This is a genomic window from Flexivirga endophytica, from assembly GCF_014640635.1.
Taxonomy (GTDB): Bacteria; Actinomycetota; Actinomycetes; order Actinomycetales; family Dermatophilaceae; genus Flexivirga; species Flexivirga endophytica.
This window is the reverse complement of the sequence record NZ_BMHI01000003.1, coordinates 284,652-298,945: the sequence shown is the minus strand read 5'-3', so window position 1 is coordinate 298,945 and position 14,294 is coordinate 284,652. Positions and strand designations below refer to the sequence as shown.

The window sequence follows — 14,294 nt, the reverse complement described above, 5'->3', positions numbered from 1 at the left end:
CTACTCGAACGTCGGCGCTGTCTCGTCGGTCATCAGCGGCCGCAGCTCCAGCCACTCGCCGATCGGCTTGCCGCCTGCACCGGGAGCGGCGGACAGCTCGCCCGCCAACGCGACCGCACGTTCCTCGGACTCGACGTCGATGATCATCCAGCCGGCGATGAGGTCCTTCGTCTCGGCGAAGGGGCCGTCGGTCACGGGCGGCTTGCCCTCACCGTCATACCGGACCCACATTCCGCTCGGTGCCAGGGCGTGGTCTTCGACCAACTGTCCGGCGGCCTCCAGCCGGTCCGCGAAGTCGCTCATGTACTTCACGTGGGCGTCGAACTCCTCCCGGGTCCACTTGTCCATCGGAACGTCGTGCGCTCCCTTGGGCGCGCCGCGGTAGTGCTTCAGCAGCAGGTACTTGGTCATGATCGTTCCCTTCGTCGTTGCGACTCATTGTGGCCGCGGATATGCAGGGGACGAAGCTGTCGACGCGTTCTCGACATCGCTCCGGAAAATTCTTCGAAGAATTCTCTGCGACTCTCGTCATACGAGGCCCAGGCGCGCGGCCAGCCGCAGCACGTCCGCGCCGGTGTCGTCGATGGAGTCGGCCATCCAGTCGATCGCTTCGGACACCGGCAGGTGCCGGACCGCGGTGATTTGCTCGGCACCGTCGACACCTGTTGGTGGTTCCCCGACCACCTCGGTCGGTATGACGGCGTAGATCCACCACATCGTCGGGTGCGGCACGTGCGGGAGGTATGGCGCTGCATTACGGCTGTGCGCGATGTGGCTGAAGAACACACGCAGGGGGCCGGTGGGCTTCGAACCTGCTTCCTCGTAAAGCTCTCGGGCCGCGGCAGATTCGAGGGTCTCGCCCGGCTCGAGTCTGCCACCGGGCAGGAATCGCCAGCCTTCGATCGACTCGCACGCGGTCACGGTGCCTGGCTCAGGGGTGGCCACCAGGTGTATCCGGTGGACCAGCTCGGGAGGTGGCTCGTCGAAGGTGCCGACGGTGTCGGCGTTCGCGTAGTCGACGTAGGTCTCGTCGAACAGCGACTCGAAGCCAGGCGGAATCCCCATGACGGGACGCTAGCAAGCGTGGTCAGTCGCCGGGGTGTCGTGTTGCGCGAGGAGTTCCGTCATACGAGGCACGTCTCACAGTGCCCCGGGTAGTTCCCAGTCGCCGTAATCCGTGTCGACAGTGGCGAATCCGCGTCGCGCCAATGCGTCCAGCAGCGTGGTTTTGCCGGCTCCGGACATGCCGGTGATCAGCACGCGTGCCATGCGATCAGCCCTCGGCTGCCTCGGCCACGATTCGATCGAACTGCGCACCCATCGCCTCGGCCAGCGCCATGGCACCCGAGAGCGGCCGGACCATCACCACGAAGTCGTCGATCAGCCCCTCGTCGTCGACGTGCAGGAAGTCGCAGCCGTTCACCGTCGTGCCGCCGACGGTCGCCTCGAAGACGAGGGCATGATCCCGCTCGTCCGGCGAATGGATCTCGCGCACATAGTGGAAGTCCTCGAACACCCGGCTCGCCGCCCGCAGAACTGCTGCGGTGATGGGCTTCCCGGCATACGGCTTGAACGCGACGGGACTGGTGAACCGCACGTCGTCGGCCAAAAGGGCCTCGATCGCCTGGTGGTTGCCCGCTTCGACCGCCGCACGGAACTCACGCATGACGCACACCGTATGCGACGAGGCTCGGCACGCCACGTTGATCGCCATACGAACAACGCACGCCAACTCGCCACGCGTCGTTGTTACTCTTCGGTAGGGTCCGCATATGACCCGATCGACCGCTCCCCATTGGCGTCGGCCGCCCCAGGCCCGCGACGGCCGATTCGCCAACTGGGCACGCACCGAGACTTCGTCACCAGGGCGCTGGGTGCTGCCGACGACCGAGGACGACGTCGTCGCCGTCGTGCGGCAGGCCCGCCAGCAAGGACGGCGGGTGCGGTGCGTCGGTGCCGGCCACTCCTTCAACGCCATCGCCGCGCCGGCGGACATCGCCGTCTCGCTCGACAGCCTCCGCGGCATCGTTGCGTATGACGACTCGACCGTCACCGTCCTCGCAGGCACCCGGCTCCGCGATCTCTGTGCGGCGCTCGCCGTTCGGGGCCTGGCGCTGCCGATCCTCGGATCCATCGCGGACCAGTCGGTCGCGGGCGCGATCGCGACCGGCACGCACGGGTCGAGCCTGGCGCACCGCAACCTGTCCGGCCTGGTCACCGGCATGCGACTGGTCGTCGGCACGGGTGCTGTGCGCGACGTGGGCGAGGACGACGAATTCCTCGACGCGGCAAGGGTTCACCTCGGCGCGCTGGGCATCGTTACGCGGGTCCGCCTGCGGGTGGTGCCGGCGTTCAGCCTGCGCGAACGCATCGAGTGGATGCCGGTCGGGGAGGTTGCGGAGGCGCTGCCGGAGATCGGTGCGGGCGCGGAGTTCACCAAGGTCTGGTGGATGCCGCACACCCCCAAGGCCCTGGTCTTCCGCTGCGAGCGGGTGCCCACCCCGCGCACCGCGTTGCCTGTGGTCATCGACCGTTTCGTCGACGAGACGATCTTCCACCGCGCTGTGTTACCAGGGGTGTTCGCGGCCCAGCGGTGGCGATCGGGTTGGGTGCCGACCTGGAACCGCGTCGCCGGCCGGACTCTGCGCAAGGCCAGCCGCGTCGGTGCCAGCCCGGTGATCTTCTCCACGCCGATGCCGGTGCGCCATACCGAGACCGAGGCGTCCGTGCCGCTGGCCAGCGGCGGTGCCGCGTGGGATGCCGCGGTGCGCGTCATCGACGAGGCCGCGGTCCACGTCAACTTCATCACCGAGCTGCGGTTCGTCAAAGGTGACAACGGCTGGCTGAGTCCGGCGTATGGCGGTGACGTCGTGCAATTGGGCGCTTACACAGCGGTCCTCGGTCATCGCGACCGCTACTTCGACGGGTTCTGGGCGCACATGCGCGAGCTCGGCGGCCGCCCGCACTGGGGCAAGGAGTTGCACCACACCGCAGACGAGCTGCGGCCGCTCTACCCGCGTTTCGACGACTTCGTCGCCGCTCGGCACGAATACGACCCCGATCGGATTTTCGCCAACCCGTTCCTCGATCGCGTCCTCGGCACGTAGCGATACCTGTCGCGAGCTCGACACGACGTAGAATTCGGCAGATGACCAAACGTGAGCGTGGCGCACTGCGGGCCGATGTGCTGCGTCGGCTCTGGGCCGGCGCCGACCCGGTCACGGCCAATGCTTTGCGCGATGCCTTCCCGGAAACCGAACGCCCTGCTCTCACAACGCTGTTGACCGTCCTCAGTCGCCTTGAAGCCGAAGGGCTGGTGCAGCGGGAGCAGCAGGGGCGCGGGTCGGTGTTCTCGGCCACACAACCCCAGGCCGAGCACTTCGCCGGGCAGATGTCCGACGTCCTCGGCGCCGCCGCCGACCGCAGTGCGGTGTTGCAACAGTTCGCCGGTGGCCTCTCGGAGCACGACCTACAGGTCCTGCGGGCCGCGATCCGCGACTGATGATCGCCATCCTGGCCTGTATGGCGGCCGGCGCCCTCTGCGCGACGGCCGGGCCGTGGATGTTGCGCGGGATGGGCTGGCAGGTCGCCCGGCCGGCGTTGGCCCTGCGCATCTGGTTCACTGCCTTCCTCCTCGGCGTCGCGGCGCTGCTCGGCAGTGTCGCGTTCGCCATCGCGCACGCAACGGCCGCTACCGAGCGTTCCGGCGGGGTGGCGGGGACGACGGCTGTGCTGTGCGGCTGGGCGCTGCTGGGTGTGCTGGGCATGTCCATCGGGGTGGTCAGTCATCACGCGGGGCCGGTTGTCGAAGGCCGTCGATCGGGAGGCCTGTCGTTGCTGTTGCTGGTGGCTCGTGACGAGGTGCGTCGTATGACGGTCGCCGGCGCGGAAGTCTCCGTGGTCGATGTGCCTGCGGCGTTCGCGGTCGCGGGTCGCGGTTGCGACGCCGACATCGTGGTGTCACGGTCGCTGGCCGCCGCGTTGCCACCGGCCGAGCTCCGGGCGGTCGTGCACCACGAGCTCGGCCACCTGAGAGGCGGACACTCGTTGATGCGGACGGTGTCTCTGGTGGCCGGGACGATCGCACCGAATGCTCGTTGCGGCAAGGACTTCGCGCACACCGTGCATCTGCTGACCGAGCTCGCCGCCGACGACCGGGCTGCGGCTGCCTGCGGCGTCGGCGACACCGCCTCCGCTTTGCGGACACTTGCCGGTATGACGGGAGACCCGGCACCCCTGCTGCGTGCTCAACGGCTCACGCGGGTCGGTGCACGACCGTCACGGATCGGTCTGTGGCACCACAGGATTCGTGGTCAGCTCAGCTGATCGCGACGACGCATGAGATAGGTGCGTTCGGCGGGGTTGCCGGCCAGCTCGATCGCCCGGTCGTATGCCGCCCGCGACTCGCCACTGCGCGCGAGCCGGCGGAGCAGATCCGCGCGCGCGACATGGAAGGCGTGGTATCCGTCGAGTTCGCCTGCGAGCCGGTCGATCTCGGCCAGCGCGACCTGTGGGCCGTCGAGTTCGGCGACCGCCACCGCGCGGTTCAACCGCACGATCGGAGAGGGGTCGATCGTCGCCATCCGGCTGTAGAGGGTGACGATCTGGGACCAGTCCGTGTCACGTGCGGACGGTGCGTAGGTGTGCACGGCGTTGATCGCGGCGAGCAATTGGTAGCGGCCCGGCGGTCGATCCCCAGCCGCGACCGCCGCCAGCCGCTCGCGAACCAGGGCATGTCCTTCCGCGATCAGCGCTTGATCCCACCCGCCACGGTCCTGCTCGTCCAGCGTCACGAGTTCGCCGGTGCGCGAGACGCGCGCGGACCGGCGCGCGTCGGTGAGGAGCATCAGCGCGAGCAGCCCGGTCACCTCGCCGTCGTCGGGCTGCAGATCTCGCAGTAACCGACCCAGGCGGATCGCCTCGGCCGTCAGCTCCCCGCGCAGCGGGTCTTCGCCGGCGCTTGCGAGGTAGCCCTCGTTGAAGACGAGGTAGATCACGGCGAGCACACCCGCCAGCCGCTCCCGCAGGTCGGACTCGGACGGCACACGATAGGGGATGTGCGCGGCCTTGATCTTCGCCTTCGCGCGGGTGATCCGCTGCGCCATCGTGGTCTCCTGCACGAGGAACGCATGGGCGATCTCGGCGACGGTCAGCCCACCGAGCAGCCGGAGGGTGAGCGCCACCCGGGCCTCCATCGCCAGTGCGGGGTGGCAGCAGGTGAAGACCAGGCCGAGACGATCATCAGTAACCGGACCGGTTGGCGCGGAAGGGGTTTCGTCGTTCATCAGCGCAGCCTCCTCATGCTTGGTGCCCCGTCTCGCCTCCCGCCGCAATCGGTCGATCGCCTTGCGCGTGGCGGTGGTGGTGAGCCACCCGCCGGGATTCGGCGGTATGCCGTCGAGCGGCCATCGTTCGACGGCCGCCACGAAGGCCTCGGCGGCCGCGTCCTCGGCGATGTCCAGATCACCGAAGCGGCGCGCTAGACCGGCGACCACCCGTGCCCACTCCTCGTGGTGTGCCCGGGTGATCGCGGATTCGGTCGAGGGGTCGGTCACGACTCCAGCAGTGCCTTGAACGACTCCTCGGTCTGGAACGGGCGCACCTCGACCTTGCCGCGGCACGCCTTCGACGCGTCTGCTGCGAGTGCGAGGGCTTCGTCGAGGTCGGCGGCCTCGATCACCCAGAAGCCACCGAGATACTCCTTCGCCTCCAGGTAAGGGCCGTCCGTGACGATCGGCTTGTCACCCTGACCATCGACGGTGGTCGCCGTGGTGGCCTCCGCCAACCCGTCGGCGAAGACGAAATGCCCTTCCTTCTCGAGCCTTTCGTTGAACGCCCCGGTGTCGGCGAACGACTGGAGCATGGCTTCCTTGCTCGGATAGCTGCCGAATTCACCGGGCTCGGCCGCTCCGTAGACCGACATCAAGTATCGAGGCATGTCACTCACCATCTTTCAGTTGGAGGATTTCTTCCCGCGTGGGGAAACGGTGCACCTCTTGCGGCCAGTCGAGCGCGACCGCAAGCCGCCCCGCCCACGTCCGCGCGGCGTCGTCATCGGCAACGCTCACGACACAGAACCCGCCGAGGTGTTCTTTCGTTTCGACATACGGCCCGTCGGTGAAGACGGCCTCGCCGTCCTTCGACTCCACGCTGCACAGCGCGGTGTCCGCGCCGATGCCACCGTCGGTGAAGACGAAGACACCGTCGCGCTTCATGTCATCGATCACGCGCAGCGAAGCTTTGCTCTTCGCTCGTAGCTGCTCGATCGTGTGGTGGCCGACCCACTCGTCGTTGAATGCGATCAGATACTGCGGCACTGTCGTTTCCTCTCGGGTCGGGTCGAGGGTTCGGGTCCCTCGACACGGACGGCCCGGGTGGCCGTCATACCAACTCCACGAACACGATTGCCCTAATACGACACCGATACGACACCTGCCGGCGAGCTTTTTCAAGACCGCTGGGTGTCCGGCGCGCCGCCGGGTGCGCCGTACCAGCGCCAGTCGGTCTGACGCGGCAGATCTCCGAGCGCGATCCGGCCGCACATGTAGAGGAACAGGTCGCTCGGCGAGGCCGCGACGTCGGGTGCGTGAGGGAACAACCGGGTAAGCGCCGGCACGGCCAGGTCGTCCGGTGGCCGCCAGGTCGACTCCGGGTCGAGGCCGTGTGTGGCGTCATACGTGTGCACCAGCGACTCGAGGACGCCCATCGCTGCGAAGCCCTCCGGATCGGACGCTCCGTAAACATGGTGGCCGCGCGATTCCGGATCCGCGGCATCGACGGTCTGAGCGAGAAGTCGGGTGTGCACCCCCAGCGCGTCGACGAGCCGGGCCGGAGTGCTGTGGTCGTCCGGGGTGAGCGCCGTACAGATGTATTCGTGCGGATCGGCGAGCAGAATCTGCGCGGCATAGAAGTAGACGCAGTCGTTGAGGTGCACGCGCGTGTCCCACACCGACCAGTCCAGGTCGCGCGCGTTGGTCGCCTTCCAATCGCGATCGACATACGGGCGCAGCGCCGCGACACAAATGGCGCCGGCGTCGGCGGGCTGCGCAGTGGTCTGCGTCATGCTCATGCAGCAACAGTTGCAGCGTGGCGTCATACCGTCCATGCCTTTTGGGCGGCGCGCGATCGATAGGCTGTCGCAGCCGTATGACGGTTGCGGCATCGCGAACCTCCGGAGGGTCCATGTCCTACGTAGTTGACTTCAAGACCGTGTCGACCGTCGGAGTGGAGTCATCCCCGGTCGCGGAGGCGCTCGCGGGCCTGCGAGCGAACGAAGCGCGCTACTTCAAGAACAAGTACGACCACGTCTTCACCGTCGAGCCGGCCGCCGATGCCGATGCCGCGGTCGCCTGGGTGACCGGGATCCTGCAGGACGAGCGCGACATCGTCATCGCCTCGCCGGCGCTGGAAGCGACCGAGTTCGAGGTCGCCGGCATCCGGATGGCCTACGTCTTTTACCAGAGCGGGCTGTCGATCAACGCCATGTACACGCTCGCCGAGGGCGGCAAGCGTGCCGTGGGCTTCAAACTGTCCGACGGCATGGAGGTGCCCGAGGAACTCGGAGCCTTCAAGTTCGCCCGGCAGAAGTCGAAACTCGCCGGCACCATCCGCGGGTCCTACTTCGTCATCAAGGGCGAGCACTGACGCCATACGCGATGGCGAGTGGCGCCCGGGGCGGAGGGTTTCAGCCGACCCGTCGGACCTCCTGCGGCCAGCCGCACGCCTCGGCGAGTTTGCCGGCCCACAACTTCGCGGTGTCGACGTCGGGGACGTCCACGACGGTCAAGCCGCCCAGGAACTCCTTGGTCTCGACGAATGGCCCATCGGTGAATTCGAGCGTGCCGCTGGTGGCGTCGGCGCTGAACGCCGTGTCGATGTCCTCGTCCAGTCCACCGGCGAACACATAGACTCCTGCGTCCTTCGCCTCCTCCACGACCGCCCTGGCGAGGGGGCCGCGCGCTGTGAACCACTCCTCGCTGTGGTCACCGACCCACTGCTGGTTGAAGTAGATGATGTATTGCGTCATGTCTGCTCCTCTTCCTGTCGCGGGCCCGTTGCCCGCGTCACCTTGTCCACGAACGGGAGGCGACGGATACGACATACGAGGTCTTCGAGTATGCCGAAAGTGCGCCATGGCGCACCTTCGACATTGCGCAGAGTGCACTGCGCCGGCTCGACCTGGCGACTAGCATCACCGGATGCCCGACTTCACCTGGCTACCGGCGAACGAGGCAACGGCCGAGGATGTCGAGGCGGTGTTCGCCGCGGGCGGCGCCCGCAAATGCCGATGCCAGGCGCTGAAGGTCCCCGGCTGGATCTGGCGCGACTCGACCCAGAACCAGCGGGACGCCGCGCTGCTGGAGCAGACAGCCTGCGGCACCGACGGACCGACGTCCGGACTGATCGGGTATGTCGACGGTGAACCCTCCGGGTGGGTCGCGGTCGAGCCGCGCGAGAACTATCCCCGGATCTGGAGCCGCAAGCAGCCGTGGATGCGGATGGACCCGGAACTCGAAGGCGTCTGGGCGGTCACGTGTTTCGTGGTGTGCAAGGGCGCACGTCGTTCGGGGCTGACCTACGAACTCGCTGCCGCGACCGTCGAGTACGGCGAGCAGGTCGGCGCCCGGGTCCTGGAGGGCTACCCGATCGAGCCGCCGCCGGGTAAGACCGTGATCTGGGACGAGGCGTCGGTGGGCCTGCTGCAGGTCTTCCTCGAAGCCGGTTACGAAGTGGTGGCCTCACCCACCCTGCGGCGGCGAGTGGTGCGGAGACGACTGGCCAAGGTGTACTGACGTCTGCCCTGGTGTGTCCCGTCCGAATTCAGACGAGGGCAGTGACCAGCAGGGCGAAGGCGGCGACGATGACGGCGACACGGACGTAGTGGTAGCGGTCCCATCGGTCGGACTGGTCCTGCCAGTCCTCGGGCCGGTTCTCCGGAGTCCATGTCTTGCTCCGGTTGTTGATCGGCACGAGCAGCAGGATCGACATGAGCACGCTGACGACGAGGAGCGCGATGCCGGCGACCACGAGCCCGGCGCCGTGGTCGCCCCACCCGGTGATGGCCCACGCGGTGGCGAGGACCACCGAGCCGATGTACCAGAACGGCATCACCGCGCCGAGCATCCGCCCTCCGTGAGCGCGTCCGAGTTGGCCACTGTCGCCGGGCAGGGCCTTGAAGATCCGGTTCAGGATCACGGCGACGGCGAACTCGACTCCCACCATGATGCCGACTTCCACAGTGGTGAAGACCTTGAGCGCGTTGAGCATGGAAGAGCCTTTCGGATGCGGTGGTCTAGCGGTGCTAGATCTTGTATAAGACGCTAGCAGTGCTATCGCTCGCTTGTCTAGCGATGCTAGAATTCAGCCATGTCGGTACGGAGTCGGAAGGAACGCGAGCGAGCCGCGCGCGAATCGCTCATCGTGGCGACGGCGCGCGAGTTGGCCGAGCAGCAGGGCTGGGATGCGGTGACCACGCGCCGTCTGGCCGAACGCATCGAATACAGCCAGCCCGTCCTCTACAGCCACTTCCGCGGCAAGCGCGAGATCATCGGCGCCGTCGCGCTCGAGGGCGCGAGCGAGGTCGCCGCGGCAGTGCGTGCCGCGACGTCCGGCGTGACGAAACCTCGCGAGCGGGTCGCCGCACTCGCCCGCGCCTACCTCGACTTCGCGCAGCGCAACCCGGCGGTCTACGACGCGATGTTCCAACTCGACGGCGGGCTGGCCTTCGCGGACGAGGGGACCCCGGCGCCGTTGAAGGACGCCTTCGCCGCGTTGCTGGAGACCCTCGGGGAGGTCGCCGGCAAGGGCGTTGCTCCGGGGCTGTTCACCGAGACGTTCTGGGCGGCGCTGCACGGGCTGGCCACCCTGACCCGCGCGGCACGTCTGCCGGTGGAGGATGCCGGGCGCAGGGTCGACCTCCTGGTCGACCGGCTCGCCGAGGCCTGAAGTCGGTGGGCACGAAGAAAGTCGCCGGACCTGGGAATCATTCGAGCAGGTCGAAAGTTGAGTCTGATGAGCGCAACTTTGGAGCCTTCGGTTTGACACGACCAGGCCCGCCGGAGTTGAGTCGGACACAGTCAACTTCGCACGTATGACGCGGGGCTTCTCTGCGTCCGGCGACGAGACATGACAGACCAACATCGATAGTCAAGGGAGAACACAGACATGGGACGTGCGGTAGGTATCGACCTCGGCACCACCAACTCCGCGGTCGCGGTCCTGGAGGGCAACGACCCGGAGATCATCGCCAACGCCGAGGGTGGTCGCACCACGCCGTCGGTCGTGGCGTTCGCCAAGAACGGTGACGTGCTTGCCGGCGACATCGCCAAGCGCCAGGCCGTCACCAACGTCGACCGCACGGTTCGCTCGGTCAAGCGCCACATGGGCACCGACTGGAGCACCGAGGTCGACGGCAAGAAATACACCCCGCAGGAGATCTCGGCCCGCATTCTGCAGAAGCTGAAGCGCGACGCCGAGTCCTACCTCGGTGAGGACGTGACCGACGCGGTCATCACCGTGCCGGCATACTTCGACGACGCCGAGCGTCAGGCCACCAAGGAGGCCGGCGAGATCGCGGGCCTCAACGTGCTGCGCATCATCAACGAGCCGACCGCCGCGGCGCTCGCCTACGGCCTGGACAAGGGCAAGGAGGACGAGCTCATCCTGGTCTTCGACCTTGGTGGCGGCACCTTCGACGTGTCCCTCCTCGAGGTCGGCAAGGACCCGGAGGACGGCTTCTCCACCATCCAGGTCCGCGCGACCAGCGGTGACAACAAGCTCGGTGGTGACGACTGGGATCAGCGCGTGGTCAACCACCTCGTGCAGCAGGTCAAGAACCAGACCGGTGTCGACCTGTCCAAGGACAAGATCGCCATGCAGCGTCTGCAGGACGCCGCTGAGCAGGCCAAGAAGGAGCTGTCCGGCGCGACGTCGACCAACGTCAGCCTGCAGTATCTCTCGATGGGGGAGAACGGTCCGATCCACCTGGACGAATCCATTACCCGTGCGATGTTCGAGGACCTCACCAAGGACCTCCTGCAGCGCACGAAGGCTCCGTTCGAGCAGGTCATGAAGGACGCCGGCGTCACCGTGAGCGACATCGATCACGTTGTCCTCGTTGGTGGTTCGACCCGTATGCCGGCCGTCACCCAGGTCGTGAAGGATCTCACCGGCAAGGAGCCCAACAAAGGCGTCAACCCGGACGAGGTCGTCGCCGTCGGTGCCGCGCTGCAGGCCGGTGTGCTGAAGGGCGAGCGCAAGGACGTGCTGCTCATCGACGTCACGCCCCTGTCGCTCGGCATCGAGACCAAGGGTGGGCTGTTCACCAAGCTGATCGAGCGCAACACCGCGATCCCGACCAAGCGCTCGGAGGTGTTCTCCACTGCCGAGGACAACCAGCCGTCGGTCGAGATCCAGGTGTTCCAGGGTGAGCGTGAGCTGGCCAAGGACAACAAGCCGCTCGGCAACTTCGAGCTGTCCGGCATCGCGCCGGCGCCGCGCGGCGTGCCGCAGATCGAGGTTACCTTCGACATCGACGCCAACGGCATCGTGCACGTGTCCGCCAAGGACCGCGGCACCAACAAGGAGCAGTCGATGACGATCTCCGGTGGCTCCGCGCTGCCGAAGGAAGACATCGACCGGATGGTCAAGGACGCCGAGGAGCACGCAGCCGAGGACAAGAAGCGGCGCGAGGAGACCGAGGCCCGCAACACCGCGGAGCAGCTGGTCTACTCGACCGAGAAGTTCCTGGCCGACAACGGCGACAAGGTCCCGGCCGACTCCAAGTCCGAGGTCGAGTCTGCGCTGACCGAGCTGAAGGACGCGCTCAAGGACGAAAACTCCTCTGCCGAGGACATCTCCGCCAAGACCACCAAGGTCAACGAGACCTCGCAGAAGATGGGCGCGGCCCTGTATGCCGCCGAGCAGCAGTCCGGTGGCGAAGCCCCGACGGGTGACGCCGCAGGTGCTGGAGCCGGTGCCGGTGACGGCGCCGACTCGTCGCAGGCGAGCAGCGATGACGACGTGGTCGACGCCGAGGTCGTCGATGACGAGGGTGACCAGAAGTGACAGATCCGACCAAGGGTGCGCGGTCGGACGCCGCTTCGGCGGAGTCCGGCCGGCGGCCGGAGGAAGAGGACCAGACCGGGCCGGTGATCCGTGACAAACGTCGGATCGACGAGAACGGTGACGTGCGAGCGACATCGGAGGACAAGGTGACGGACGAGACCGCCGCTGAGAATGCCGACGGTCAGGCGACCGGGGAGTCGGCAACTGCCGACGACGTGGCGGGCGAGGCCGGTGAGCACCCCGACACCGTGCTCGCGGCGGAGCGCCTCGACGCTCTGCAGCGCACCCAGGCGGAGTACTTCAACTACAAGAAGCGCGTCGAGCGTGACCGAGAGGCGCAGAAGGACGCGACCACGGCACGTGTGCTGGAGTCGCTGCTTCCGGTGCTCGACGACATCTACCTGGCGAGGGAGCACGGCGATCTCGAAGGTTCGCCCTTCGAGAAGATCGCCGACAAGCTCGAAGCGACGCTCACCAAGCTGGGGTTGGCCGCTTTCGGCGCTGTCGGAGAGCCGTTCGACCCGACGCACCACGAGGCCCTGATGCACATCGAGGCCGAGGTGCCGGAGGACGCGGAAGGCACCACCATCGTGCAGGTCATGCAGCCGGGTTACCGGCTGGGCGACCGCATGGTTCGCCCCGCCCGCGTCGCGGTCGCCGACCCGTCCTGATGAAGCCCATGTCGCCCACCGAGCGGGGATTCATCACGAATCCCCGCTCGGTGAGCAGCATTCGACGTACTGGAGTGATTGATGGCTAGTCAGGATTGGCTCGAGAAGGACTTCTACAAGATCCTCGGCGTCTCCCAGGAGGCGACCGACGACGAGATCAAGAAGGCCTACCGAAAGCTCGCCCGCAAGTGGCACCCGGACCAGAACCCCGGGGACGCCGCGGCGGAGCAGAAGTTCAAGGACATCGGTGAGGCCAACTCCGTCCTTGCTGACCCGGCGAAGCGTCAGGAGTACGACCAACTGCGTCAGATGGTCGGCGGTGGCGCTCGCTTCACCGCGGGCGGCCCGGGCGGCGGTGGCGGCGCCGGCGGCTTCGAGGACCTGTTCGGTTCGATGTTCGGCGGTGGCGGCGGCCAGAACGTCCGCTTCTCCACCGGTGGCGGCGGTGAGCAGATCAACCTGGACGACATCCTCGGCCACTTCGGTGGTGGAGGTGGCGGCTACGGGTCGCCATACGGCGGCTACCAGTCCGGCCCTCGTAAGGGCGCCGACCTCGAGGCACGCACCTCGCTGAGCTTCCGCGACGCCGCGGCCGGTGAGACCGTCTCGCTGCAGGCGGCCGACGGCCAGACGATCAAGACGCGAATCCCTGCCGGGGTCAAGGACGGTCAGACGATCCGGCTGCGCGGCAAGGGCCGCCCCAGCGCCAACGGCGGACAGCCGGGCGATCTGCTGCTGCACATCACCGTCCAGCCGCACCCGGTCTTCCACCGTGATGGCAACAACCTGACGCTCGACCTTCCGGTCACTTTCGCCGAAGCCGCGCTGGGCGCCACCGTGGCGGTGCCGACCCTCAGCGGCAAGAGCGTGAAGGTCAAGATCAAGCCTGGCACGCCGTCCGGACGCAAGCTGCGCGTCAAGGGCCAGGGCATCCAGGCCAAGAGCGGTGTCGGAGACCTCATCGCCACGGTGCAGGTGGTCGTCCCGGAGAAGCTGAGCAAGGAGGCCAAGCAGGCCGTCGAGACCATCGCGGAGCAGGATCATGCCGACGGCCACGACCCCCGTGCCGAGCTGAACGCGAAAGCCGCTCAGTGATGGTCCGGTCGTCCTGGCGTGGTGCCTCGCCGCCGCCGGAGGATGCGCCGATCTACGCGATCTCCGCGGCGGCGCAGCTGGCTGGCATACACGCGCAAACGCTGCGCCAGTACGACCGATTGGGCATCGTCACGCCGTCCCGCACGCGGGGCGGCGGGCGTCGCTACTCGATGCGCGACCTCGACATGCTGCGCGAGGTGCAGCGGCTCTCCCAGGACGAGGGCGTATCGCTCGCCGGCATCCGCCGGATCCTGGAGTTGGAGGACCAGCTGGACGCGCTGCGGTCCCGTGTCCGTGAGCTGTCCGACGAGCTCTCCCGGGAGCGGAGTAAGGGTATGGGCCGGGTCTTCGCTGCGGCGCCGGACGGGCAGATCACCCCGTTGCGCCCTGGCGAGCGGGTCACACCGGTGCGTGCCGAGCGCGCCCTGGTCGTATGGCGCAAGCGCTGACCTCTGGCACAGT

At 67.5% G+C, this 14,294-nt stretch carries 20 protein-coding genes; 10 read left to right on the top strand and 10 right to left on the bottom strand.

Annotated features, from left to right (window positions below):
- From IEX71_RS10025 to IEX71_RS10010, 4 genes are all read right to left on the bottom strand, one after another.
- A complete protein-coding gene (locus tag IEX71_RS10025; RefSeq protein ID WP_188836872.1) occupies window positions 1-411 on the bottom strand; it encodes a YciI family protein in 411 nt (136 codons plus the stop codon).
- A 117-nt stretch (window positions 412-528) separates the two neighbouring features.
- Window positions 529-1,065 carry an NUDIX hydrolase gene (locus IEX71_RS10020; RefSeq protein ID WP_188836871.1) on the bottom strand — a complete coding sequence of 179 codons (537 nt, stop codon included), beginning with the start codon at window positions 1,063-1,065 and terminating at the stop codon, window positions 529-531.
- A 75-nt stretch (window positions 1,066-1,140) separates the two neighbouring features.
- Window positions 1,141-1,269: an AAA family ATPase gene (locus IEX71_RS10015; RefSeq protein ID WP_229749629.1), complete on the bottom strand. Its 129-nt coding sequence runs from the start codon at window positions 1,267-1,269 to the stop codon at window positions 1,141-1,143.
- A 4-nt stretch (window positions 1,270-1,273) separates the two neighbouring features.
- Complete coding sequence (locus tag IEX71_RS10010; protein WP_188836870.1) at window positions 1,274-1,666, bottom strand: nuclear transport factor 2 family protein; 393 nt, start codon at window positions 1,664-1,666, stop codon at window positions 1,274-1,276.
- A gap of 106 nt (window positions 1,667-1,772) precedes the next feature.
- On the opposite strand from IEX71_RS10010, the gene IEX71_RS10005 reads away from it, so the two are divergent.
- Genes IEX71_RS10005 through IEX71_RS09995 form a run of 3 tightly spaced genes read left to right on the top strand, consistent with a single transcriptional unit; the run spans window position 1,773 to window position 4,326 of the window.
- Complete coding sequence (locus tag IEX71_RS10005; protein WP_188836869.1) at window positions 1,773-3,107, top strand: D-arabinono-1,4-lactone oxidase; 1,335 nt, start codon at window positions 1,773-1,775, stop codon at window positions 3,105-3,107.
- 41 nt (window positions 3,108-3,148) lie between these two features.
- On the top strand, window positions 3,149-3,502 hold the full coding sequence (locus IEX71_RS10000; protein WP_188836868.1) for a BlaI/MecI/CopY family transcriptional regulator: 354 nt from the start codon (window positions 3,149-3,151) through the stop codon (window positions 3,500-3,502).
- Window positions 3,502-4,326, top strand: coding sequence for a M48 family metalloprotease (locus IEX71_RS09995; protein ID WP_188836867.1), 825 nt, complete (start codon window positions 3,502-3,504; stop codon window positions 4,324-4,326). Before IEX71_RS10000 ends, IEX71_RS09995 begins: the two co-directional genes overlap by 1 nt.
- Here the strand turns inward: IEX71_RS09995 and IEX71_RS09990 are convergent.
- The 4 genes from IEX71_RS09990 to IEX71_RS09975 form a co-directional block, all read right to left on the bottom strand.
- Window positions 4,314-5,555 carry an RNA polymerase sigma factor gene (locus IEX71_RS09990; RefSeq protein ID WP_188836866.1) on the bottom strand — a complete coding sequence of 414 codons (1,242 nt, stop codon included), beginning with the start codon at window positions 5,553-5,555 and terminating at the stop codon, window positions 4,314-4,316. The genes IEX71_RS09995 and IEX71_RS09990 overlap by 13 nt on opposite strands.
- On the bottom strand, window positions 5,552-5,938 hold the full coding sequence (locus IEX71_RS09985; protein WP_188836865.1) for a YciI family protein: 387 nt from the start codon (window positions 5,936-5,938) through the stop codon (window positions 5,552-5,554). The genes IEX71_RS09990 and IEX71_RS09985 overlap by 4 nt, the downstream gene beginning before the upstream one ends.
- A 1-nt stretch (window position 5,939) precedes the next feature.
- Window positions 5,940-6,317 (bottom strand): YciI family protein, encoded by a 378-nt coding sequence (locus IEX71_RS09980; RefSeq protein ID WP_188836864.1) that lies wholly within the window; start codon window positions 6,315-6,317, stop codon window positions 5,940-5,942.
- 131 nt (window positions 6,318-6,448) lie between these two features.
- Entirely contained in the window at window positions 6,449-7,069 is a 621-nt protein-coding gene (locus IEX71_RS09975) for a hypothetical protein (protein ID WP_188836863.1), read from the bottom strand.
- A gap of 113 nt (window positions 7,070-7,182) precedes the next feature.
- Here IEX71_RS09975 and IEX71_RS09970 point away from each other — a divergent pair, with 113 nt between their 5' ends.
- Entirely contained in the window at window positions 7,183-7,644 is a 462-nt protein-coding gene (locus IEX71_RS09970; RefSeq protein ID WP_188836862.1) for a DUF8821 family protein, read from the top strand.
- 40 nt (window positions 7,645-7,684) lie between these two features.
- Here IEX71_RS09970 and IEX71_RS09965 read toward each other — a convergent pair whose 3' ends face one another.
- Window positions 7,685-8,026, bottom strand: coding sequence for a YciI family protein (locus IEX71_RS09965; RefSeq protein WP_188836861.1), 342 nt, complete (start codon window positions 8,024-8,026; stop codon window positions 7,685-7,687).
- Window positions 8,027-8,198: 172 nt separating this feature from the next.
- Here IEX71_RS09965 and IEX71_RS09960 point away from each other — a divergent pair, with 172 nt between their 5' ends.
- Window positions 8,199-8,792, top strand: coding sequence for a GNAT family N-acetyltransferase (locus tag IEX71_RS09960; protein WP_188836860.1), 594 nt, complete (start codon window positions 8,199-8,201; stop codon window positions 8,790-8,792).
- Window positions 8,793-8,820: 28 nt separating this feature from the next.
- Here the strand turns inward: IEX71_RS09960 and IEX71_RS09955 are convergent, their stop codons facing one another.
- Window positions 8,821-9,267, bottom strand: a complete 447-nt coding sequence (locus IEX71_RS09955) for an anthrone oxygenase family protein (protein WP_188836859.1) — start codon at window positions 9,265-9,267, stop codon at window positions 8,821-8,823.
- A gap of 99 nt (window positions 9,268-9,366) precedes the next feature.
- On the opposite strand from IEX71_RS09955, the gene IEX71_RS09950 reads away from it, so the two are divergent.
- The 5 genes from IEX71_RS09950 to IEX71_RS09930 all read left to right on the top strand — a co-directional run bounded on the left by IEX71_RS09950 (window position 9,367) and on the right by IEX71_RS09930 (window position 14,281).
- A complete protein-coding gene (locus tag IEX71_RS09950) occupies window positions 9,367-9,945 on the top strand; it encodes a TetR/AcrR family transcriptional regulator (protein WP_188836858.1) in 579 nt (192 codons plus the stop codon).
- A 219-nt stretch (window positions 9,946-10,164) separates the two neighbouring features.
- On the top strand, window positions 10,165-12,066 hold the full coding sequence (gene dnaK, locus IEX71_RS09945; protein WP_188836857.1) for a molecular chaperone DnaK: 1,902 nt from the start codon (window positions 10,165-10,167) through the stop codon (window positions 12,064-12,066).
- A complete protein-coding gene (locus IEX71_RS09940) occupies window positions 12,063-12,737 on the top strand; it encodes a nucleotide exchange factor GrpE (protein WP_229749628.1) in 675 nt (224 codons plus the stop codon). The genes dnaK and IEX71_RS09940 overlap by 4 nt, the downstream gene beginning before the upstream one ends.
- A gap of 81 nt (window positions 12,738-12,818) precedes the next feature.
- Window positions 12,819-13,832 (top strand): DnaJ C-terminal domain-containing protein, encoded by a 1,014-nt coding sequence (locus IEX71_RS09935; protein ID WP_188836856.1) that lies wholly within the window; start codon window positions 12,819-12,821, stop codon window positions 13,830-13,832.
- Entirely contained in the window at window positions 13,832-14,281 is a 450-nt protein-coding gene (locus IEX71_RS09930) for a heat shock protein transcriptional repressor HspR (protein WP_188836855.1), read from the top strand. The genes IEX71_RS09935 and IEX71_RS09930 overlap by 1 nt, the downstream gene beginning before the upstream one ends.
- The last annotated feature ends 13 nt before the right edge of the window (window positions 14,282-14,294 follow it).

Coding starts and splice junctions, on each gene's coding strand:
- IEX71_RS10025 (WP_188836872.1), bottom strand. CDS start 411: ATGACCAAGTACCTGCTGCTGAAGCACTACCGCGGCGCGCCCAAGGGA.
- IEX71_RS10020 (WP_188836871.1), bottom strand. CDS start 1,065: ATGGGGATTCCGCCTGGCTTCGAGTCGCTGTTCGACGAGACCTACGTC.
- IEX71_RS10015 (WP_229749629.1), bottom strand. CDS start 1,269: ATGGCACGCGTGCTGATCACCGGCATGTCCGGAGCCGGCAAAACCACG.
- IEX71_RS10010 (WP_188836870.1), bottom strand. CDS start 1,666: ATGCGTGAGTTCCGTGCGGCGGTCGAAGCGGGCAACCACCAGGCGATC.
- IEX71_RS10005 (WP_188836869.1), top strand. CDS start 1,773: ATGACCCGATCGACCGCTCCCCATTGGCGTCGGCCGCCCCAGGCCCGC.
- IEX71_RS10000 (WP_188836868.1), top strand. CDS start 3,149: ATGACCAAACGTGAGCGTGGCGCACTGCGGGCCGATGTGCTGCGTCGG.
- IEX71_RS09995 (WP_188836867.1), top strand. CDS start 3,502: ATGATCGCCATCCTGGCCTGTATGGCGGCCGGCGCCCTCTGCGCGACG.
- IEX71_RS09985 (WP_188836865.1), bottom strand. CDS start 5,938: ATGCCTCGATACTTGATGTCGGTCTACGGAGCGGCCGAGCCCGGTGAA.
- IEX71_RS09975 (WP_188836863.1), bottom strand. CDS start 7,069: ATGAGCATGACGCAGACCACTGCGCAGCCCGCCGACGCCGGCGCCATT.
- IEX71_RS09970 (WP_188836862.1), top strand. CDS start 7,183: ATGTCCTACGTAGTTGACTTCAAGACCGTGTCGACCGTCGGAGTGGAG.
- IEX71_RS09965 (WP_188836861.1), bottom strand. CDS start 8,026: ATGACGCAATACATCATCTACTTCAACCAGCAGTGGGTCGGTGACCAC.
- IEX71_RS09960 (WP_188836860.1), top strand. CDS start 8,199: ATGCCCGACTTCACCTGGCTACCGGCGAACGAGGCAACGGCCGAGGAT.
- IEX71_RS09955 (WP_188836859.1), bottom strand. CDS start 9,267: ATGCTCAACGCGCTCAAGGTCTTCACCACTGTGGAAGTCGGCATCATG.
- IEX71_RS09950 (WP_188836858.1), top strand. CDS start 9,367: ATGTCGGTACGGAGTCGGAAGGAACGCGAGCGAGCCGCGCGCGAATCG.
- dnaK (WP_188836857.1), top strand. CDS start 10,165: ATGGGACGTGCGGTAGGTATCGACCTCGGCACCACCAACTCCGCGGTC.
- IEX71_RS09935 (WP_188836856.1), top strand. CDS start 12,819: ATGGCTAGTCAGGATTGGCTCGAGAAGGACTTCTACAAGATCCTCGGC.
- IEX71_RS09930 (WP_188836855.1), top strand. CDS start 13,832: ATGGTCCGGTCGTCCTGGCGTGGTGCCTCGCCGCCGCCGGAGGATGCG.